Source organism: Eudoraea sp. (assembly GCF_049665975.1).
Classification (GTDB): domain Bacteria; phylum Bacteroidota; class Bacteroidia; order Flavobacteriales; family Flavobacteriaceae; genus Eudoraea.
Window position 1 is genome coordinate 1 of record NZ_JBATGR010000098.1, and the last position, 22,159, is coordinate 22,159.

General features: G+C 36.5%; 22 protein-coding genes. 11 read left to right on the forward strand and 11 right to left on the reverse strand.

The features are described 5' to 3' along the window. The 4 genes from WBN20_RS03915 to WBN20_RS03930 all read left to right on the forward strand — a co-directional run. The coding region (locus WBN20_RS03915) for an SDR family oxidoreductase (RefSeq protein WP_424280772.1) at positions 1–285 on the forward strand (285 nt) is incomplete at its 5' end. Between the two features lie 98 nt (positions 286–383). After that, positions 384–986, forward strand: a complete 603-nt coding sequence (locus tag WBN20_RS03920; RefSeq protein WP_424280773.1) for a SprT-like domain-containing protein — start codon at positions 384–386, stop codon at positions 984–986. Between the two features lie 3 nt (positions 987–989). Next, positions 990–2,087: a mannose-1-phosphate guanylyltransferase gene (locus WBN20_RS03925; protein WP_424280774.1), complete on the forward strand. Its 1,098-nt coding sequence runs from the start codon at positions 990–992 to the stop codon at positions 2,085–2,087. 2 nt (positions 2,088–2,089) lie between these two features. Next, complete coding sequence (locus WBN20_RS03930; RefSeq protein WP_424280775.1) at positions 2,090–3,544, forward strand: DUF389 domain-containing protein; 1,455 nt, start codon at positions 2,090–2,092, stop codon at positions 3,542–3,544. 8 nt (positions 3,545–3,552) lie between these two features. On the opposite strand, the gene WBN20_RS03935 is transcribed toward WBN20_RS03930, so the two are convergent. Both WBN20_RS03935 and WBN20_RS03940 read right to left on the reverse strand, forming a co-directional pair. Beyond that, positions 3,553–4,320 (reverse strand): ABC transporter ATP-binding protein, encoded by a 768-nt coding sequence (locus WBN20_RS03935; RefSeq protein ID WP_424280776.1) that lies wholly within the window; start codon positions 4,318–4,320, stop codon positions 3,553–3,555. Next, complete coding sequence (locus WBN20_RS03940; RefSeq protein ID WP_424272296.1) at positions 4,320–5,057, reverse strand: MlaE family ABC transporter permease; 738 nt, start codon at positions 5,055–5,057, stop codon at positions 4,320–4,322. Before WBN20_RS03940 ends, WBN20_RS03935 begins: the two co-directional genes overlap by 1 nt. 112 nt (positions 5,058–5,169) lie before the next feature. Here WBN20_RS03940 and pafA point away from each other — a divergent pair, with 112 nt between their 5' ends. After that, on the forward strand, positions 5,170–6,852 hold the full coding sequence (pafA, locus tag WBN20_RS03945) for an alkaline phosphatase PafA (protein WP_424280777.1): 1,683 nt from the start codon (positions 5,170–5,172) through the stop codon (positions 6,850–6,852). On the opposite strand, the gene WBN20_RS03950 is transcribed toward pafA, so the two are convergent. From WBN20_RS03950 to gcvP, 4 genes are all read right to left on the reverse strand, one after another. After that, a complete protein-coding gene (locus WBN20_RS03950; RefSeq protein WP_424272294.1) occupies positions 6,844–7,695 on the reverse strand; it encodes a glycosyltransferase in 852 nt (283 codons plus the stop codon). The genes pafA and WBN20_RS03950 overlap by 9 nt on opposite strands. A 15-nt stretch (positions 7,696–7,710) precedes the next feature. Beyond that, a complete protein-coding gene (locus tag WBN20_RS03955) occupies positions 7,711–8,268 on the reverse strand; it encodes a methyltransferase (protein WP_424272293.1) in 558 nt (185 codons plus the stop codon). 4 nt (positions 8,269–8,272) lie between these two features. Next, positions 8,273–9,331 carry a 3-oxoacyl-ACP synthase III family protein gene (locus tag WBN20_RS03960; RefSeq protein ID WP_424280778.1) on the reverse strand — a complete coding sequence of 353 codons (1,059 nt, stop codon included), beginning with the start codon at positions 9,329–9,331 and terminating at the stop codon, positions 8,273–8,275. Between the two features lie 160 nt (positions 9,332–9,491). Continuing rightward, positions 9,492–12,344 carry an aminomethyl-transferring glycine dehydrogenase gene (gene gcvP / locus WBN20_RS03965; RefSeq protein WP_424280779.1) on the reverse strand — a complete coding sequence of 951 codons (2,853 nt, stop codon included), beginning with the start codon at positions 12,342–12,344 and terminating at the stop codon, positions 9,492–9,494. A 138-nt stretch (positions 12,345–12,482) separates the two neighbouring features. Between gcvP and WBN20_RS03970 the strand changes: the two genes are divergently transcribed. Further along, the gene (locus tag WBN20_RS03970; protein ID WP_424280780.1) at positions 12,483–13,307 is read left to right on the forward strand and encodes a hypothetical protein; all 825 of its coding nucleotides are present in this window, start codon (positions 12,483–12,485) and stop codon (positions 13,305–13,307) included. On the opposite strand, the gene WBN20_RS03975 is transcribed toward WBN20_RS03970, so the two are convergent. Both WBN20_RS03975 and WBN20_RS03980 read right to left on the reverse strand, forming a co-directional pair. After that, positions 13,304–13,531: a hypothetical protein gene (locus WBN20_RS03975; protein WP_424275604.1), complete on the reverse strand. Its 228-nt coding sequence runs from the start codon at positions 13,529–13,531 to the stop codon at positions 13,304–13,306. The genes WBN20_RS03970 and WBN20_RS03975 overlap by 4 nt on opposite strands. Further along, on the reverse strand, positions 13,528–14,088 hold the full coding sequence (locus tag WBN20_RS03980; RefSeq protein WP_424280788.1) for a sigma-70 family RNA polymerase sigma factor: 561 nt from the start codon (positions 14,086–14,088) through the stop codon (positions 13,528–13,530). The genes WBN20_RS03975 and WBN20_RS03980 overlap by 4 nt, the downstream gene beginning before the upstream one ends. Positions 14,089–14,161: 73 nt before the next feature. Between WBN20_RS03980 and WBN20_RS03985 the strand changes: the two genes are divergently transcribed. Then, positions 14,162–14,515, forward strand: coding sequence for a rhodanese-like domain-containing protein (locus tag WBN20_RS03985; RefSeq protein WP_424280781.1), 354 nt, complete (start codon positions 14,162–14,164; stop codon positions 14,513–14,515). A 1-nt stretch (position 14,516) separates the two neighbouring features. Here WBN20_RS03985 and WBN20_RS03990 read toward each other — a convergent pair whose 3' ends face one another. The 3 genes from WBN20_RS03990 to WBN20_RS04000 all read right to left on the reverse strand — a co-directional run bounded on the left by WBN20_RS03990 (position 14,517) and on the right by WBN20_RS04000 (position 18,270). Then, on the reverse strand, positions 14,517–16,544 hold the full coding sequence (locus tag WBN20_RS03990) for a M3 family metallopeptidase (protein ID WP_424280782.1): 2,028 nt from the start codon (positions 16,542–16,544) through the stop codon (positions 14,517–14,519). A 72-nt stretch (positions 16,545–16,616) separates the two neighbouring features. Then, entirely contained in the window at positions 16,617–17,108 is a 492-nt protein-coding gene (purE, locus tag WBN20_RS03995) for a 5-(carboxyamino)imidazole ribonucleotide mutase (RefSeq protein WP_424280783.1), read from the reverse strand. Positions 17,109–17,115: 7 nt separating this feature from the next. Further along, a complete protein-coding gene (locus WBN20_RS04000) occupies positions 17,116–18,270 on the reverse strand; it encodes a 5-(carboxyamino)imidazole ribonucleotide synthase (protein ID WP_424280784.1) in 1,155 nt (384 codons plus the stop codon). Positions 18,271–18,406: 136 nt separating this feature from the next. Here WBN20_RS04000 and WBN20_RS04005 point away from each other — a divergent pair, with 136 nt between their 5' ends. The 4 genes from WBN20_RS04005 to WBN20_RS04020 all read left to right on the forward strand — a co-directional run. Then, positions 18,407–19,525, forward strand: a complete 1,119-nt coding sequence (locus WBN20_RS04005; RefSeq protein WP_424280785.1) for an adenylate kinase — start codon at positions 18,407–18,409, stop codon at positions 19,523–19,525. A 61-nt stretch (positions 19,526–19,586) separates the two neighbouring features. Then, a complete protein-coding gene (gene obgE / locus WBN20_RS04010) occupies positions 19,587–20,588 on the forward strand; it encodes a GTPase ObgE (RefSeq protein ID WP_424271429.1) in 1,002 nt (333 codons plus the stop codon). A 56-nt stretch (positions 20,589–20,644) separates the two neighbouring features. Next, positions 20,645–21,184 (forward strand): DUF4136 domain-containing protein, encoded by a 540-nt coding sequence (locus WBN20_RS04015; RefSeq protein ID WP_424280786.1) that lies wholly within the window; start codon positions 20,645–20,647, stop codon positions 21,182–21,184. 236 nt (positions 21,185–21,420) lie between these two features. Next, positions 21,421–22,159, forward strand: a 739-nt coding sequence (locus tag WBN20_RS04020; RefSeq protein WP_424280787.1) for a TolB family protein, incomplete at its 3' end; no start/stop codon positions are given.

Genomic DNA, 22,159 nt, shown 5'->3' on the forward strand with positions numbered 1-22,159 from the left:
GTACAGGGTAGCGTTAAATTCCCTGGGCTTTCGGCTTATAGTTCAAGTAAAGGAGCAGTTATTACCCTCACCGAGTTATGGGCTGAAGAATTTAAAGAGACAGGCCCTTCGTTTAATGTGTTGGCAATTGGAGCAGTCCAGACAGAAATGTTGGAAGAGGCTTTTCCCGGGTATAAAGCACCTATAACGGCAATTGATATGGCCTACTATATTATGGATTTCGCATTAAATGGTCAGCGCTATTACAATGGAAAGCTTTTACAGGTAAGTAGCTCTACCCCTTGATTTAGATAATAATTTGTTTTTTAAATTTATTTAGTTCCTTTTCTTATCAAAAAAGTATTTATGACTAGGCTGGAAATAATAAAAAATATTTTATTTCAATGAATGAAACATTGTTAAAATACCTTCCGGAGAATGCAGTCGCGCCTTGTCTTGAGCTCATAAAGTTATATAGCGTGAACTTAAAAATAGTTAATCATAGAGTTACCCGTCATGGAGATTATCGTCTCATGCCTGATGGTTCGCATCAAATTACCGTTAATGCAACTCCAAATAAATATCGTTTTTTAATAACACTTATTCATGAAATTGGACATTTAGTAGCGTTTGAAAAATTTGGGAGAAGAATAAAACCTCATGGTTTAGAATGGAAGCAAACTTTTCAGTACCTCATGCTTCCATTTATTAGACCGGAAATATTTCCTTCTACTCTTTTGCCAATCCTTGCAGAGCATTTTAGAAACCCGAAAGCCAGTAGCAGTACAGATGTTAATTTGTCTATGGCTTTGAAAGCTTATGATATTCCTACTGATAAAATTCAAGTTTTTGAATTACCTTCCGGAAGTATTTTTAAGTTATATAACGGGAAGTTATTTAAGAAGGGGCTAAGAAAAGTAAAAAGATACGAGTGTATTGAAATCTCATCGGGAAGGATATACCTATTTCAACCCCATGCGGAAGTTGAGGTAGTAAATAATAAATGATAAATGAAAAAAAATAAAAATTACTACGCGGTTTTAATGGCTGGGGGAGTAGGTTCCAGGTTTTGGCCGGTTAGTACATCGGCATACCCAAAGCAATTCCATGATATGTTGGGTGCAGGAGATACGCTTTTACAAAAAACCTTTAGTCGCCTCAATAACTTTATACCTAAAGAAAATATACTAATTCTTACTAATGAAAGGTATAATGACCTTGTTTTGAGACAGCTACCTATGATAAGCTCAAATCAGGTGATTTTGGAACCGGTTATGCGCAATACTGCTCCATGTATCTTATATGCAGCTTTGAAAATAAAAAAAATGAACCCCGAGGGATTAATGATTGTGGCTCCCAGTGACCATTGGATAGAAGATGAAAAGGCATTTGAGCTCAATGTTAAGAGTTGTTTTGATAAATGTGAAAAGGAGGAAGTAATATGCACCCTGGGAATAAAGCCTACTTTCCCTAATACGGGATTTGGTTATATTGAATTTGAACAAATAGCGCCGGAAGAAAAAAGTTCAGGTTTATTTGCAGTAAAACAGTTTAGAGAGAAACCGGATTATGAAACAGCAAAATCATTTATACAACAAGGGAATTTCCTTTGGAATGCCGGCATTTTTATCTGGAGCATCAAAGCTATTTTAGCCGCGTTCAAGGAATTCCAATCGGAGCAGTATGAGTTGTTCAATTCCGGATATGATATATTAAATACTGAGGGGGAAAAAGAATTCATCGATAAAAATTATCCAGGAGCGGATAATATTTCAATAGATTATGCCATCCTTGAAAAAGCCAGGGCAATATTTGTTCTTCCGGCTACTTTTGATTGGAATGACCTGGGTACCTGGGGCTCGTTATATCACAAACTTGAGAAAGATGAAGATGACAATGCAATTGTTAACGGTAAAGTTTTAAGTGAGGATGCTTCGGGAAATATGATTCGATTACCAAAAGATAAAATTGCAGTTATTGATGGATTAAAAGATTATATAATTGTTGACAAAGAAGAAGTTTTAATGATTTACCCCAAATCCAAAGAACAATCTATTAAAAGTGTTTTGGCAGAAGTAAAAAAGCGATTTGGAGACCAATATACATAGTTATGAATGAAGATTATGAAAATAAAAACCCATTATCCAATGATGATGATGAGCTTAGCGGAGAACAAGCAAAAAAGGATTTTCAGGGATTTTTAGGAAGTTCTCGTAAGTTTATAAGTGAACTGTTAAACATTCGTCAGAATACCGATCAGGAGGCCACCAAAGAAGCTATTATTGCCGACATACCTTTTAAGGGGCATACGATTTGGATTTTAATATGTTCAATATTTATAGCTTCAATTGGTCTAAATGCAAATTCTACGGCTGTTGTAATAGGAGCCATGCTTATTTCTCCTCTAATGGGTCCTATCTTAGGTGTAGGCATGTCCATTGCCATAAATGACATTGATACCCTTAGGCGTTCTTTGAAGAATTTTACGGTAATGGTCGTCATTAGTATACTTACGGCATATTTATTTTTTGAATTTTTTCCGTTAAGAGATGAATCCTCTGAGCTATTAGCTAGAACCGAGCCGGATATCAGAGATGTACTCATTGCATTTTTTGGCGGTTTCGCTTTGGTCATAGCGAGGGCAAAAAAAGGAACTGTGGCCACTGTAATTTTTGGAGTGGCTATTGCAACGGCTTTAATGCCGCCTTTATGCACCGTAGGTTTTGGACTGGCAATTGGGAATTGGGAATATGCAACCGGGGCTATGTACCTTTTTATTATCAACACCATTTTTATTGCCGTTGCCACAGTGATTGTTCTAAAGCTCCTCCGTTTTCCAATGGTCAAATATATTAATTCGAAAAAGAGACGATTTTTTGCCAGGATTACTACTTTAATTGCCGTCTTGGTGATGATTCCCGCCATAATTACCTTTTATAACGTTTGGCAGAAATCGAGATATATGAGCCAGGCACAGGATTTAATTCAACAGACTATTGAAGTATATAAATTTAAGGATAGGGGAAGGTATTTAGATAACCTTACCGAAATTAACTATAACATGCAAGGACGTTCCACAATTGAATTGGTTTGCATGGGAGATGAACTAATACCTGATAATGTTATTGATAGCTGGATTGAACAAAAAAATTCATTTTCAAGGTTAGAAGATACAGAACTAAAAATTGTGCAGGGAGGAAGGGATGATTCTGAAATAAAATTCAATTATATAAATGAGCTATATGAGTCTAAAAAGGCAGAATTATTAAATAAAGATGAACGGATAACGTTACTGGAATCGGAATTAGCAAATATGAGCAAACTTACTACAAAACAGATTCCATTTAAACAGATAGGTGCTGAAGCTAAATCCAATTACCCAAATCTTGAAAGTTTAAGGTTTGCCTATACCATTACAACAAACTTTACCAAAATTGATACTATTCCAATTTTTGAAGTCGTATGGAAAAAAGATACAAAGCAACAAGATTTTAATGAAGATACCCAAAAACTAAGTAAATGGTTAAAACTGCGATTGAATGACAGCACTGTCGTGGTAAAATAAAGTGCGATTTAATTTCGCTCCTCAATATACATTTGTCTTACTTTTTTAAACAATTCTGAGGAATACACAAATTCAGTTATTGCTTTATTGTCTGTTTTAAAGATTTCTTTATTGGTGCCTTCCCATTCTTTAATACCATTTTTAAGAAAGATTATTTTTTCACCAATTTCCATAACCGAATTCATGTCATGACTATTAATTACGGTAATTATATCAAATTCCTTTGTGATCTCCTGAATTAAGTTATCTATTAAGATCGCAGTATTGGGATCGAGGCCTGAGTTTGGTTCGTCGCAAAATAAATATTTGGGATTCATTACTATAGCTCTGGCTATAGCAACTCTTTTCTGCATACCTCCCGAAATTTCTGCAGGGTATTTTTTATGTGCGTCAATTAGATTAACCCTTTTTAGTACAATATTTGCCCGGTCTTGCATTACCGATCGGGATTGATTAGCAAACATGTCCAGAGGAAACATAACATTTTCTTCAACAGTCATGGAATCAAATAATGCGCTGCCCTGGAATACCATCCCCATATCTTGTCTTAAATCTCGTTTTTCCTTAGCCGATAGTTTTGAAAACATTCGGCCATCATAACTAATTGTTCCGTCATCCGGAACAATTAAACCCAAAAGACATTTCATAAATACCGTCTTACCAGAGCCGCTTTGACCTATAATCAGATTGGTTTTACCTTTTTCAAAAGAAGTAGTTATGCCCTTTAATACGTGAGCATCTCCAAACGATTTATTTAAGTTTTCTACTTCTATCATTAGCCTAATAAAAGTTGTGTAAGAACAAAATTAGAAATAATGATCACCACACTGGTCCAAACAAAAGCGGTTGTACTTGCTTTACCAACATCTAATGCACCTCCTTTCATATAATACCCATGAAAAGAAGGAACAGTAGCAATTACAAATGCAAAAACTATAGATTTAATAAAGGAATAAGTTACATGAAAAGGGATAAAATCTAATTGTATCCCTTGTATAAATTCAGAAGAGGTACTGTATTCCCCTAAAGAATTCGCAATTAACCCTCCAAATATTCCCACGTACATGGATATGGCAATTACAAAAGGGTAAAATAGCATTGCTATTATCTTCGGAAATACCAGATAATTAAGGGAATTTACACCCATAACCTCCAATGCATCTATCTGTTCGGTTACGCGCATCGTACCTATGCTCGATGTAATATAAGAACCCACTTTACCAGCCATGATGATTGATGTAAATGTAGGGGCAAACTCCAGTATAACCGATTGCCTGGTGGCAAATCCAATCAGGTCTTTAGGGATCAACGGATTTGTGAGGTTTAATGCTGTTTGAATGGCCACAACACCTCCAATGAATACAGAGATAAAAATTACTATCCCCATTGAACCATATATTAGTTCATCAATTTCCTTTAAAATTAAAGATTTCATTATTGACCATTTAGTAGGTTTTTTAAAAACCTCGCGAACCATAATGGAATAGCTGCCAATAGATGAGATATAATTCATAATACTAAGCGATACTTCTAGCTGTAAAAATAGTAATATTAGCCTTCATTTAACCTTCATTTAAAATTTTAAAACTTAATTTAGGCATTTTTAAAACCAGAATTTATATATAATGTTTTCCACAAACTATTTCACATCAATTTTATTAATTGCATTCTTTTTTTATTCTTCGAATTTAATATCTCAGCGAAGAGTTAAGGAATCTGCTAAAACAGAAGTTTCTGCTCCCCTCAAAACCACGCCGAAGTTGATTGTTGGTATTGTTGTTGATCAAATGCGTTATGATTATCTGACACGTTTTTGGAACCATTTTGGGACGGGTGGTTTTAAGCGCCTTGTTAATGAGGGCTTTAATTGTAAAAATAACCATTTTAATTATTCGCCTACCAGTACTGGTCCGGGACATGCATCTGTGTACACTGGCACCACTCCATCAACGCATGGAATTATTGGAAATAACTGGTATGATAAGGAAATTGATGAACCGGTTTATTGTGCATCCGATGATTCTTACGCCACAGTTGGAGCGATTTCAAATGCAGGAAATATGTCACCTCATAGATTGACGGTAACCACTATTACCGATCAATTACGATTACACACCCAAATGAAGGGTAAAGTTGTTGCCATTGCTTTAAAAGACAGAGGCGCTGTTCTTCCTGGTGGTCATACAGCAAATGCCGCTTACTGGTTCCTTGGCGGAGGCGAAGGGAAATGGATCAGCAGTACCTATTATATGGAGAATTTACCTAGGTGGGTATTAGATTATAATTCTTCTAAGGTTGTAGAGAAATATAAGAAGCCCTGGAATACTATTGAGGATATTACTTCTTATAAGGAAAGCGGTCCTGATAATAATAATTATGAGGGTTTGTTTACAGGAGAAAGCACTCCTGTTTTCCCGCATGACCTTCCCGGTTTATGGGATAATAATAGTAAATATGACCTGCTCAAGGTTACACCCTTTGGAAATAGTATAACCACTGATTTTGTAATAGAAGCACTAAAAGGAGAGCAGCTGGGTACAGATAGTATAACAGACTTTTTAGCAATTAGTTTTTCAAGTACAGATTATGTTGGACATTGGTTTGGTGTAAATTCAAAGGAAATACAGGATACATATATACGTTTGGATCGTGATTTAGAACGTATATTAAAGTATCTCGACACCAAAGTGGGAGCCGGGGAATATACTGTTTTTCTTACAGCAGATCATGGAGCAATTAATGTTCCTGCCTATTTGAAAGATCAAAAAATACCAGCTGGATATATTAATAGGGCTGAAATACAATCAGAATTAGGAGAATTTATTAAATATAAATATGGCTCTGTGGGTTTAATTAAAAATTATTCTAACAACCAGCTTTTTCTTGACCATAAAATTATTCAAAATTTAGATTTAAATCCGAAGGAAGTCCAGGAGGCTTTGGCCAGTGAATTACTTTCATACCAAGTCTTTGAAAGGGTATACACCGCATATCAAATGCAAAATAATGAATACACCACCGGTATTCCATACATTATTCAAAACGGATATAATATGAAACGCTCCGGTGATATTTTTATGGTGCCAAAACCTGGAATAATTGATTATAGTAAAACGGGATCCACACACGGATCTGCTCAGATTTATGATACCCATACACCACTAATTTTTTATGGAAAAGGTATCAAACCGGGCTCAACGGCTCTTAGAACAGAAATCCCTGATATTGCCCCTACCATTGCCACTTTACTTGGGATTGCATTTCCGAATGGAACAACTGGAAAGCCTATTGCACAGATATTAGAATAATCTATTAAGAATATTTTGCCATCTGAGTTTGCGAATGAATTCGCCTTCTTTTTGAGAAACCAGAAAAGGAAGATTCTTTTTTTTGGCCTTTGAATAGCCTCTTAAAGTATCGATAAATAATATCGTCTTTTTCCTTTTTAAAGCAATTTTAAGTGAGCCAATGAAACTAATCCAATAACCGTAGCGCATCCGATACATGGCTTCACCTTGCAGATAACGCGCCTGTTTGTTATAGGATGCTCCCAAAGGACGTAAATGCTTTATTTTTAAGGAATCATCTGTAACTACTCTAAAATCATTATACTGAGCTAATAGCTCATCAACTGTATCCCAGCCTATTGAATTTTTTAAGCCACCTATAGCATTAAAACAATGTTTAGTATAACTCTTAAAAGCACCGCGAACATGATCTTTGTTCATGGGGTGATTTAATTTCCACAATCCTTTAGCATCTTGTTCATAAGCAAACCCACCTAAAATACCGGCTCTTGGGTCTGAATTAATTAGTTCTGATATTTTTTCAAAGTAGTTCTTCGGGAGTATAATATCAGCATCCAGTTTGACAATAAAATCGTATTGGTCGTCTAGCAGCTCAAGTCCTGCATTAAATGCTTCCACAACTTTAGCCCCGGGTATATGAAGGGTAGAGGAAGATCTGTTGACTTTCACAATACGGTTGTTTCCGGAAACAAATTCATCTATAATAATTTCGGTCTTGTCTGTAGAATTATCATTAACAACCATAACTTTCTTTGGTTGCAAGGTTTGCGATAGAACAGCATTAAGCGTGTCGGCTATGTATGATTCTTCATTATGTGCACAGATTACAATATAATAATTCACGATGGTAGGTTATAATTATTCCGTTGTAATATATCCAGTGCTTTCGGGTATCTTTTTTCGCTCGGCATAAACAATATAATAACGGGGCGTAAAAGTGCGTAATAAAGGTCTAAGTCCTAATTTCTTAACAGGATTAGTCCAGCTAAAGGTATCTTTTATCTCCCAACCCGCTTTTTCGAGCAACCAATTAAACTGCCAGGCTTCAAATTCGTGATAGTGTCTATCCCATGGGTCGGTTTTACTTCTGTAGGCTGAGGAAAACCAAAGTCGCAAAGGGACACTAGCAACAATTTTATCTGCCTTTATTGCTTTTAAAATATTGTAAGGAGCCACCAGGTGTTCAAAGATTTCAAAGGCAGTGACTACCGTGGCATTCGAATGTTGTGCAAAGTTAAAATCTATATCCAGGTCTTCGCCCTTAGTATTTTCAACTTTATAGCCAGCCTGCTTCATTATTTCAGAAAATGGGTTTGAAACTCCTAAATCCAATATGGATTCCTGAGAAGTTATATGTTTTTGAAGAAAGGCAAGTGTAGTTTTATACCTTTTACCAGGAAAAGTTTTTTCATACATATTTTCAGCATCTATAGACTATAGCGTTGATATTCATGCCAGCGCCAACACTGGCAAAGATAACAACATCTCCTTTTTCTATATGCTGATTTGCTATTTTTCCGGTTTTAACCATATGAAATAAGGTGGGAACGGTTGCTACAGAACTATTTCCCATTTCATGAATATTCATTGGCATAATTCCTTCAGGCATTTCTAAATTATAGGACTTGTAAAATCTATTTACAATAGCCTCGTCCATTTTTTCATTTGCCTGATGAATAAATATTTTTTTTATTTTTTCAATTGGGATACCACTTTTTTCCAAAGAATTTCTCATGGCATTTGGAACATGATTTAGCGCAAATTCATAAATTTTACGCCCGTACATTTTAATATATTGAGTTTTGTTGGTACAGGACTTATTAAATGATTCGCCGAAAAATAAATAATAGGCTTCTTCATCGGTATATGTAGCTGAGGTATGTGCCAGAATCTCACCTGAATTGTCAGAATCTTCAATTATACAAGCTCCGGCACCATCTGAATAAATCATGGAATCCCGATCGTGCTGATCAATTACCCTGGAAAGTGTTTCAGCTCCAATTACGAGACATTTTTTGGCTATACCACTTTTGATAAAAGCATTTGCCTGGATTACTCCTTCAATCCATCCCGGACAGCCAAAAAGCATGTCATATGCAACACAATTGGGATTTTTAATTTTTAGGAGATGCTTTACCCTGGTGGCTAAACTAGGCACGGTATCACTCTGGGATTGTCCGTGGTTTACGTCTCCAAAATTATGTGCAAAAATTATATAATCCAGTTCTTCAGCATCAATTCCGGCGTCTTCAATGGCATCCCTGGCTGCAAAAAATCCCAAATCTGAAGTATTCAGTTCTTTATTGGCATAACGCCTTTCATCAATACCCGTTATGGCCTTAAACTTTTCAATGATAACCTCGTTGGTATAGGCAAGGGGAGTTCCCTCACTGGTAAGAAAATTATGTTGCTCAAAATCTTTGTTTTGAGTAGTGATCAACGGGATATAACACCCTGTGCCGCTAATTCCAATACTCATGTTTAGTGAAGTTGACTTAGTTTTAGGCAAAATAATAAAAAATCCTGCTGTACTATGCGCGCATAGTAATCAATTACGATGTTCAGAAGAAATCTACAGCATTAGTATTAATTCTACAGCATTGGTTTAGCCTTTCAAATCCCTGTTTATAAGGGCTAAGCTATGCTTCTGCATACGCTTCAATCGGAGCACAGGTACATATTAAATTACGATCTCCATAGGCATCATCAACTCTTCTAACGCTGGGCCAAAATTTATTTTCATTAACAAATGGTAATGGAAATGCAGCCTCTTGCCTTGAATATGGGAAATCCCAAGAATCATTAGTCACCATATGCAAAGTATGGGGAGCATTTTTCAATATATTATTTGTATCCTCTGATGAAGAATGATCAATTTCTTTTCGGATTGATAGCATAGCATCGCAAAATCGATCTAATTCATCAAGATTTTCACTTTCTGTGGGCTCTATCATAAGGGTGCCGGCTACAGGAAAAGATACGGTTGGGGCATGAAAACCATAGTCCATTAAGCGTTTTGCAATATCAGTAACCTCTATTCCATTTTGTTTAAATGGCCTGCAATCTATAATCATTTCATGCGCTGCGCGGCCTTTTTCTCCGGTGTAAAGAACATCAAATTTTCCACTCAACCTATTCTTTATATAATTAGCATTTAGAATAGCAATTTTTGTGGATTCAGTTAAACCGGCCTCTCCCAGCATCTTAATATAACCATAAGAAATTAAGCAAACCAGTGAACTGCCCCATGGAGCCCCTGAAATTGCAGTAATTGCTTTTTTGCCACCAGTTTTTATAACCGGATTGCCCGGGAGGAAAGGAACCAATTGTTCTGCAACACAAATAGGCCCTACTCCGGGTCCGCCGCCACCATGTGGTATTGCAAAAGTTTTGTGTAGGTTGAGATGGCATACATCAGCTCCAATTGTTGCCGGGTTTGTTAATCCTACCTGGGCATTCATATTGGCACCATCCATATAAACCTGGCCTCCATTGTCGTGAATGAGTTGTGTTATTTTTTTAATGGAGGATTCAAAAACTCCATGCGTTGAAGGATAGGTAATCATTAATGCAGCCAAATTTTCTGAATGTATTTCTACTTTCTCCTGTAGGTCCAGCATATCTATATTTCCTCTCTCATCTGTTTTAGTTACAACAACTTTCATTCCGGCCATTACAGCCGAAGCCGGATTAGTACCATGAGCCGATGCCGGAATAATACAGATGTTTCTATAAGCTTCGCCTCTGGATTCATGATATGCCCTAATAGTCATTAATCCGGCATACTCACCTTGTGCACCCGAATTGGGTTGCAGGGAAGTGCCTGCGAAACCCGTAATTTCTGTCAAATCTCTTTCCAGTTCCTCCAGTATTGTATGATAACCCTCTGCTTGTTCTACAGGAACAAATGGATGGATGTTTCCCCATGCAGGCATGCTCAGAGGCAGCATTTGGCTAGCAGCATTTAATTTCATTGTACAAGAACCCAGTGAGATCATAGACTGATTTAGTGCCAGGTCTTTGCGTTCTAATTTTTTGAGATAGCGCATTAGTTCTGTCTCGGAATGATATGAATTAAAGATCTCGTTGTCCAGGAACAGTGTATTGCGTATTAACGAATGTGGAATAACATCCTTTGTTTTTACATCAAGAGAATAAATATCTTTCGATCCGGTCAATTCACTAAAGCAAGTGTAAATTAGTTTAATATCGTCCTGGCTTGTTGCCTCATTGATCGATATGGAAACGGTATTATTATCAATATAATTGAAATTAATACCATTCTTTTCAGCTTTTGATTTTAAAGATTTGCCATCCGGAACCCGCACTTTAATGGTGTCAAAAAAAGCTGTGTTCAATTGTTCAAATCCTTGTTTTTCAAGTAACTGACTTAATATCCTTGCGTTATGATGAACTTTATCCGCTATATATCTTAAACCTTGTGGCCCATGATAAACAGCATAGGCCCCTGCCATCACAGCAAGTAAAACTTGTGCTGTACAAATATTAGATGTTGCCTTATCTCTTTTAATATGCTGTTCTCTGGTTTGCAAAGCCATGCGCAATGCCTGGTTTCCATCTGTATCTCTGGTAAGCCCTATAATTCTTCCCGGGATATTTCTTTTAAAAGCCTCCTTCGTGGCAAAAAAGGCTGCATGTGGCCCCCCATAGCCCAAAGGAATTCCAAATCTTTGTGTGGTTCCAACAACTACATCTACTCCAATTTCACCAGGAGGGGTTAATAAAACCAAACTGAGTATATCTGCCGCTACGGCAACTTTTATCTCTTTATCTCTGGCTTTTTGAACAAAGCTTTTATAATCATATACCTGACCATATTTGCCTGGGTACTGCAAAAGGGCTCCATAAAAACCCTCACCAAACTCAAATGCTTCATGATCTCCGGTAACTAATTCAATTCCAAGGGGTTTTGATCTGGTTTGCAGCAATGATAAGGTCTGTGGCAGTACCTCATTGGACACAAAAAATTTAACGACGTCATTTTTCTTTTGTTCCCTGTTTCTGACATCAAAAAGCATGGTCATCGCTTCCGCGGCTGCAGTACTTTCGTCTAAAAGTGACGCATTTGATAGCTCCATTCCGGTAAGATCGCAAATCATGGTCTGGAAGTTTAATAAGGCTTCCAGTCGTCCTTGTGCAATTTCTGCCTGATATGGAGTGTAAGCTGTATACCACCCCGGGTTTTCAAGAATGTTTCTTTTAATGACAGATGGTGTAATACATTCGTTATATCCCAGACCGATATAAGTTTTGTATACCTTGTTTTTTAAAGAAAGGGAATTTACATGCGACAAGAATTTATGTTCGCTCATTTCCCTGCTAAGATCTAAAGGTTTTTTAAGCCTTATCTCACTGGGAATGGTTTCATAAATAAGCTGGTCTATACTTTCCACGCCAATGGTTTTAAGCATTTTAGGCAGATCTTCTTTTCGAATACCTATATGTCTTGAAGCAAACAGGTCTGTCATCATAATTCCCGATTTTAAAGCTAAAATAATAGTGAACAAAATTAGGGATTAATTCTTGTAAAATAATCTATTTCATAGCGGGGTAACCTAAAGTTTTTAACGAAAAAGATACGTTATGAACAGTTTAGCTATTTTTGTTTAATGGTGTGGTTAAGCCGTATTTTTAATTTTTATCTGGATGCCAGTATTCATGTGGCATTTGCTGTGATAAGCCTATTATTGATCACCAATCTATACTTAAACATTTTACCAGATCATCATCTGCTTCTTTTCGTTTTTTTTGGAACCATACCGACTTATAATTTTATTAAATATGGAGTTGGGGCAAAAAGATATTTCCTGGTAAAGAATAGCTATCACAAACAAATACAAGTTTTCAGCTTAATAGTATTAGCGCTTGCAGGCTATCATTTCTTTTTTTTGAGCTATGCGGTATGGTTCAGTTGTTTTGTGATGGCACTTTTTATCGTATTGTATGCATTACCGGTTTCTCCAAAGCATAAGAATCTAAGGAGCATAGGCATCTTAAAAGTAATATTGGTGGCACTGGTGTGGACCGGAATTACTGTCATAATTCCTGTGATATCTTCGGCCATTTCATTTTCATGGGACATTTGGCTTCAAATACTTCAACGGTTTATTCTGATTCTTATATTGTTAATTCCATTTGAGATTCGGGATCTTGAATATGATGAATTGAATCTTAAGACCATACCGCAGCGTATTGGAGTATCTCAAACCAGAAACCTTGGCATGCTCTTGTCACTTATTTTTTATTTGATAACTTTTCTTAAAGACGAATTAAGTCGGTTAGAAATTATTGGAAATACAATACTCTTTTTGATTTTAATTATAATGCTTCTTATGACGCATAGAAATCAATCAAAATATTTTGCCTCATTTTATGTAGAAAGTATTCCAATTTGCTGGCTGGGAATCCTGGTATTTCTGCAGAGTTATATTTAGATATTATGATCAATCTTCTCTTTCATTTGTTCCTTTTCCTGTTCAGAAAGGATATGCAAATTGGCCTTATCACAAAGAATGGTTAGCTTTTTGTTTTTCCTAGAAAATGCAGCGCAGGCTTTACAATACAAAAGGTGAAAACCTAGTTGAATTTGTTCAAGAAGTGTTGCTTCCCTGTATTGTTTTTTATTGCAAATTGTACTTGCTTTCTCGCAATTAATCATAACTTAAACCAATTTTCATTGAGGCAACCCATAAGGTTCGTTCTCGCTCTGTGCACCATTACCCATAGGTTAGACGGGTTAATCCCAAGTTCATTACATATATCTTCCGTACTCAATCCTCGTATAGTTTTCATAATAAATACCGCAGACTGTTTTTTTGGCAGCTTAGAAATACATTCCTGAATAGCTTGTCCTAATTCTACATTTTCTATTTGGTCATTTTCAAGCATGCTAAATGGATCCGCTACATTTTCTTCCAGCCAATCTCCTTCAGAATCGCTATGGCTACTATAATTAATTCGCACTTCTGCCTTGCCTTTTTTAGAATTAATTTTCCTGTAATAATCTATGACTTTTCGTTTTAAAATAGCAATGAGCCAGGTGCGTTCCGTAGCAGCTCCCTGATAATTTTTAGCCGATTTTAAACCGGCCAGGAAAGTTTCCTGTACCAAATCTTTTGCAATCTCCGCATCACTTACGCGCGCCACGGCATAATTAAAGAGATAGTCGGCGTATTGGTCGACCCATGAAGTAGGATTTAATTGATTTTCCGTCATATTGATACTTGTCGCATCCAAAAATAAATTAATTTTAGTGAAAATATTAATTTTAAACTTAATACCCCCTATTATGAAAAATATCGGTTATCTCATTCTTTTATTAATTACTCAAATAAGCTGTACTCAAACTAAATCCATGTCAATCACGGAATTGACACCTCAGCATCTCGAAAACGCAGTTCTTATAGATGTTCGCACGCCTGAGGAGTATGCTGAGGGTCATCTGGATAATGCAGTCAATATTAATTGGTATGATGAGAATTTTATGAATGAATTCAAGACCGTGGAAAAAGATAAAACTATTTATGTCTACTGCAAAAAAGGCGGACGTAGTGCAAGTGCTGCTGAAATGCTCAACTCCGCCGGTTATACAGAAGTAATAGACCTGCAGGGCGGCTATGATGCCTTAAAAGTAAAAAATTAAACTAAGCCGTCTTTTTCATTAATCCAGCACGTTCTAAAAGCGCTTCAATTTTAGGCTCCCTTCCTCTAAAGCGCTTATAAAGAACCATTGGTTTTTCAGTTCCTCCTTTGGAAAGGATATGTTCTTTAAATTTTTCGGCTACGTCTCTGCTAAAAATCCCTTTTTCTTTAAAATAATCAAAGGCGTCGGCATCTAATACTTCAGCCCATTTGTAGCTGTAATAACCCGCGGAATAACCACCCTGAAAAATGTGGGCGAATGATACGCTCATACATGTCTCCGGGTTATTTGGGTAAAGTAAAGTGTCTTCGAAAGCTTTAACTTCGTGTTTCTTCACATCTGAAATAGCAGATGGATCAGATCCATGCCATGACATATCCAGGAAACTAAAACTGAGTTGACGCATTGTGGCCATCCCCTCCTGAAATGTTGCAGATTCTTTTATACTTTCAACTAAGGACATAGGAATAGGTTCTTTTGTCTCATAGTGCCTTGCAAATACTGCCAGAGCTTCTTTTTCATAACACCAGTTTTCCAAAATCTGACTGGGTAGCTCTACAAAATCCCAATAGACAGAAGTACCGGATAAACTTGGATATGTGGTATTTGCAAGAATACCGTGCAGCGCATGCCCAAATTCATGAAAGAGCGTAGTAACTTCATTAAAAGTTAATAGAGAGGGTTTATTTTCTGTAGGTTTCGTAAAATTACAAACGTTTGAAATCTGAGGTCTTTCATTCTTGTTGTTCAATACAAACTGGGGCTTAAATGAAGTCATCCAGGCCCCGGCGCGCTTTCCTTCCCTGGGATGAAAATCGGCATAGAATAAGGATACAAATTCATGCTTATCATCATAAATTCTATACGTCTTAACTTCCGGATGATACTTATCCACATCAAAGACTTCTTTAAATGACAACCCGTATAGTCTTTCGGTTATCATAAATACTCCTTCAATAACATTTTCCAGCTTAAAGTATGGTTTCAACTTTTCATCGTCAAGGCTAAAGCGTTTTTGTTTTAATTTTTCAGAGTAATAAGATCCGTCCCAGGACTGTAGTTGTTCAATTCCATCCAGTTCTTTTGCAAACATTGATAGTTCTTTAAATTCCCGCTTTGCTGCAGGTTTTGCCTTTATCAATAATTCCTTTAAAAAGTCATATACTTTTTCCGGAGTTTCGGCCATTCGTTCTTCTAAAATGAAATCAGCATGACTTTTATAGCCTAATAAATTGGCTCTTTCATGTCGAAGATTGGCAATTTGGAGAACATAAGCCTGATTGTCAAGTTCATCATTATGGAACCCTTTGCTGCCAAATGCTATTGACAACTCTTTTCTTAGTTCTCTGTTGCATGCATATTTCATAAATGGAATATAACTTGGATAATCCAGAGTAATAAGCCATCCTATTTTACCTTTATTTTTTGCTAACTGCGCTGCTGCATCCTTTGCACTTTCCGGAAGTCCGTCAAGGTCATCTTCGTTTGTGAGGTGCATTTCATATTTATTGGTCTCCTTTAAAAGATTTTCACCAAATTTTAATTTTAGTGTAGCAAGTGCTGTATCAATCTCCCTAAGGCGTATTTTTTGATCTTCATTGAGATTAGCGCCATTTCTGCTAAAATTTTTATACTTTTTATCAAGTAAGGTGTCTTGTTCTACTGTCAGGTGGTATTTCTCTTTATTCTCAAAGACATTTTTTACTCTTCTGAATAATTTTTCATTAAGTATAATATCATTATTAAACTCGGACAGCAATGGAGATATCTCCTGAGCAATCTTCTGGATGGTATCATTTGTTTCTGCAGAATTCAGGTTGAAAAACAGACTGGCAATGCGTTCCAATTGTTGACCTGAGAATTCCAAAGCCTCAATAGTATTCTCAAAGGTGGGTTCTTTTTCAGAATTGGTTATGTCATCAATTTCTTTACGAGCATTTTCAATGGCTTGCAGAAAGGCCGGCATAAAATGTTCATTCTTAATACTAGAAAAGGGTGCCGTATCAAATGGGGTTAATAATGGATTCATATATAGACCGATGTTTATTACTTTGTTTATGTAGAGGAATTAATCTGCGGAGGATAACAATGTCTAAATTTCCTATTTAGATTTATTTAGTTCCTGAGCGCCCTTAACTACTTTTTCCTTTAGTCCTTCTTTAAATAAAAGAATTTTATCCATTACACACTTATCACTGCTACCTATGATTTGCGCTGCAAGAATACCTGCATTTTTTGCTCCGTTAAGGGCAACGGTGGCTACCGGAACACCCCCGGGCATTTGTAAAATAGACAAAACCGAATCCCATCCATCAATAGAGTTACTACTTTTTACTGGTACACCTATTACCGGGAGAGGGGAAAGAGAAGCTACCATTCCAGGTAAATGGGCTGCGCCACCGGCACCTGCTATGATAACCGAATATCCATTTTTATGAGCTTGTTTGCTAAATTCATATAATTTATCTGGCGTTCTGTGGGCAGATACAATATCAACTTCTACTTCAATATCAAATCCCTTTAAAATATCAACGGCTTCCTGCATAACAGGAAGATCACTTAAGCTGCCCATAATTACTGCTACTTTGCTCATATTATTATTATTTGCTTATTACTCTAATCGTTTTTTTTACTTTTTCGGCTATAATACGGGCCTCATTTATATCTTTATTTATAATGGTTACATGTCCCATTTTCCTGAACGGACGTGTTTCCTGTTTACCGTAAATATGAGGTGTAACTACGCTTAGTTTAAAAATTTCTTCAATATTTTGATAAACCACTTCGCCGGTATGTTTTTCTTCACCAACCAAATTAACCATAACCCCAGCCAATTTGCTTTCTGAAGAACCAAGAGGAAATCCAAGGATGGCTCTTAGGTGTTGTTCAAATTGATTTGTATAGCTGGCTTCTATACTGTAATGACCACTATTATGGGGTCTGGGAGCTACCTCATTGACTAAAATTTCATCTTCTGATGTTTGAAACATTTCAACCGCCAGAAGGCCTACATGTTGTAATTTTTCAGATAGTTTTAAAGCTATCTTTCTTGCTTTAATAGCAACTGAATTATCAATTCTGGCCGGGCATAATACATATTCAACCTGATTTGCTTCCGGATGAAATTCCATTTCCACTACCGGATAATCGATTACTTCACCATGGACATTTCTCGATACTATAACGGCCAGTTCATTTTTAAAAGGAATAAGATCCTCAGCAATACACTCTACATTGGGAAGATTTTCAAGATCATTCAGGGAACGTACAATTTTTACACCTTGCCCGTCATATCCAAATTGAGCACTTTTCCATACAAAAGGAAAAGCAATACCTCCATGCGCAACACTATCCTTTATTTCACTTGTATAGGCAAATCTGGAAAATGGAGCTGTAGGAATTTGATTGTCAATATAGAATAACTTCTGTTTAGCCTTATTTTGAATAGTGCGTAGGACCCTTGAAGAAGGATAAACCGTTTTGCCTATTCCTTCCAACTTTTCAAGAGCATCTAAATTAACATTTTCAATTTCAATAGTAAGTAAATCTACTTCTTTTCCAAAGTTGTAAACTACATCAAAATCCATCAAACTGCCCTGAACAAATTCGTTACAGGCAATTTTGCACGGAGCCTCGGGCGATGGATCCAGCACTTTGGTATAAATATCAAACTTTCTTGTTTCGTACAGAAGCATTTTACCCAGCTGACCTCCTCCAAGAATGCCTAGCTTAAAATCAGAAGAAAAGAAATTCATGAACTTATACTTTCTCAGGTGATTAAGATTATTTTGACTGGCTACAAAAATACATCTAAATGTTAGAATCTGCCGCTCTAAGCCTAAAAAAGAGAAAGCAAAATGCTATCTTTGCCCTCCTATAAAACCGATACCATTGATAAAGCTGCACGACAAATTGTTTAAGCCATTTCTGAAGGAAGAAGAAATACAACTTGCAATTGAAAGAATTGCCGCTGAGATTGCTAATGACTACAAAGATGAAGTACCCATATTTGTTGGGGTTCTTAACGGAGCCTTTATGTTTATTTCTGATTTATTGAAATGTTATCCCCATACATGTGAGGTTTCATTCGTGAAATTAGCTTCATACAGGGGCCTGATATCTACAGGGATTGTAGAAACACTCTTGGATCTTCCTGAAAATCTGGAGGGTAGAAGTGTGGTTATTATAGAAGACATTATTGACACTGGGAGGACCCTACAGGAATTGGTCCATTTATTTGCAAAGACTAATGTCAAGGAGTTTAAAATAGCAAGCCTGTTTTATAAACACGAAATTTACAACGGGGAATATCCCATTGACTACATTGGAATAGAGATTCCAAATAAGTTTATTGTAGGTTATGGGTTGGATTATAAAGAACAGGGAAGAAATTTAAGAGATGTATACCAACTAAACCAAAACCATATGATTAATCTTGTACTTTTTGGAAAACCAGGAGCAGGTAAGGGAACACAAGCTGCTTTTTTAAAGAATCAATATAATCTATTGCATATTTCTACTGGAGATGTTTTTAGATATAATATTAAGAACAATACCGAACTTGGAAAGTTAGCACAAACCTATATGGATAAGGGCGAACTGGTTCCGGATGAGGTTACCATTAAGATGCTAAGGGATGAAGTAGAAAAACATCCGGAAGCTAACGGATTTATTTTTGATGGTTTTCCCAGAACTGTAGCCCAGGCAAAAGCACTGGATAATTTAATGGATTCAAAGGAAATGCAAATTGACGCAACTATTGCCTTAGATGCCAATGATGAAGAGCTTGTACAACGTTTATTGGAAAGAGGTAAAATTAGTGGCAGAACGGATGATCAGGATGAGGAGAAGATAAGAAATCGCTTTGAAGAATACAATCAAAAAACAGCTCCTCTTAAAGAGTATTATCTATCTCAGGATAAATTCTATAGCGTAAATGGTATTGGAGCTATAGAAGAGATTACGGAGCGCCTTGGCGCCGTAATTCAGGAGATACAGGTCGAAGGGTGATCTGAATACGAACATAGACCAGATTATACTACTGCCATTTTTTTAAAACGAATATTGAGCGATGACCGAAGGGAATTTTGTGGACTATGTAAAGATGTATGTTAGCTCTGGTAATGGGGGTAAAGGATCCATGCATTTGCACAGGGAAAAATATATAACAAAAGGAGGGCCTGACGGAGGTGATGGCGGTAGAGGAGGTCATATCATCATTCGCGGTAATGAAAACCTTTGGACACTTCTTGGGTACAAATTTAAACGACATTTTAAGGCCGGACACGGCGAACATGGAAGTAAAAACAGAAGTACTGGTGCCGATGGGGCGGATGTGTTTTTGGACGTACCCCTGGGAACAATTGCGCGCGATTCGGAGACCAATGAATTGCTATTTGAGATTACAGCACACGGAGAAGAGATAATTGCCGCTGAAGGAGGTAAAGGCGGGCGTGGTAATTGGCACTTCAAGACAGCTACGAACCAAACCCCCAGGTATGCGCAGCCCGGGATTCCAGGGCAGGAAAAACAATTGACGCTGGAACTTAAAGTTTTGGCCGATGTAGGTTTGGTTGGATTTCCAAATGCCGGAAAATCTACATTGCTATCAGTATTAACATCAGCAAAGCCTAAAATAGCAGATTATGAATTTACTACCCTTAAACCGAACTTAGGAATTGTAAAATACCGCGATTTTAGGAGTTTCGTAATGGCAGATATACCTGGTATAATAGAGGGGGCTGCAGAAGGCAAAGGATTAGGGCATTATTTTCTAAGACATATTGAACGAAATTCCATTTTACTTTTTTTAATACCTGCAGATAGCAATGACATTAGCAGAGAGTATGAAATTCTATTAAATGAACTAAAAAAGTATAATCCTGAACTTCTGGATAAAAATAGATTAGTAGCCATCTCCAAGTCGGATATGCTGGATGATGAGCTGATTGGGGAAATGAAAATTGAATTGGATAAGGATCTAAAGCAAACCCCTTATATATTTATCTCTTCTGTATCAGAATTAGGTCTTAACGACCTAAAAGATAAGCTTTGGCTGCTATTGAACGATTAAATAATGCAATTTTCAGCATCGCTGGATTTTTTATTTATTTTTATATAAAATCGTTTATGAGAAATATAATGATCTTATTGGTTCTTGTATCCGTAATTTCCTGTAGTACAGTAAGGGTAAACTATGATTTTGACAAAACTGTAGACTTTACCAATTACAGCACCTACAATTATTATCCTGAAATACAAACCGGCCTCAGTGATTTGGATTCCAGGCGCCTTTATAATGCAATTGATTCAACTATGCAAAGGCGCGGAATTTTGTTATCAGAGGAACCGGATTTTTATGTAAATGTTCAAAGCAAATCTTTTGTAACTCCAAATAACAGCACGGTAGGTGTAGGAATAGGTGGCACAAGTGGCAATGTAGGAGGAGGCGTTTCTATTGGAGTTCCCCTTGGTGGTTCTAATCTGGAACGGGAATTAATTTTTGATCTGGTAGACAGTCAAAAGGATGCCTTGTTTTGGCAAGCCATAAGTCTAAGTAATTTTAGTGAAAATAGTTCACCAAATACCAGAGAAAAGAAGCTTTATGAAATTGTAGCCAAAGTATTTTCAAAGTATCCACCGGTTATAAAGAAAGGCAAAAAAAAATAGACAAAAATGCCTTGTTAATGCACATAGACTATCCCAGGAAAACTTTCCAGTTGGTAATGAAAGCACCATTTACTTCCATAATTACACCATTTGTCATAAGTTGAATTCCTTAATTTTTATACTATCATATATTTAAAGGATAATTTAGCATTTCCCTCTGTAACAAAAAGGCTATTTTTAATACTTATTGGAAGTGTAAATTATCAAATTATTAATAAATCATAAAAAATTCCACTATGAATTTAAACTTTAAAATTTTTAGACTACTCATGTCAATGGCCCTTATCCTTTTAGGAGCAGTTGTCTATGCTCAAGACGCAGTTGGTTCCTGGAAAGGGAACATTGCCATACAGGGAAATGAAATGCCATTGATATTCAATGTAACTGAAACAGATGGTAATTACTCATCGACGATGGACAGTCCATCCCAAGGCGCAACAGACATTCCCATGGATGAAACTTCAGTTATTGAAAATGAGTTAACCATTATTTTTAAACAAGCTGGAATTAAATATGTAGGAAAGATTGAAGGAGAAAAAATGGAAGGCACCTTCTATCAGGGTGAAATGGAACTTCCCTTGTTGCTGGAAAAAACAGTTAAAACTATTCCTGGAAATCCTGAATTGGTAAGTTCCGATGAAGAACTAAATAATTTGGCAGCCATGGACAAGGGAAATTACAGATACACCGTAGAGGATTATTTTGCTAAGCCCAAGGCTTCTACTTTTAGATTTTCTCCTGATGGAAAATATATGTCTTATCGTGAAAAAGATGATAATGGAAAGCGCCATATTTATGTAAAAGAAATCTCAACTGGAGATATAACTCGTGCCATAGAAGAAAAAGAGGAGTTGGTTAGGGGCTACGGCTGGGTGAATAATGAACGCATGGTATATTTGATGGATAACGGAGGAGATGAAAATTATCACGTGTATGCCGTAAATCTGGATGGTTCAGATCTTAAAGATTTAACTC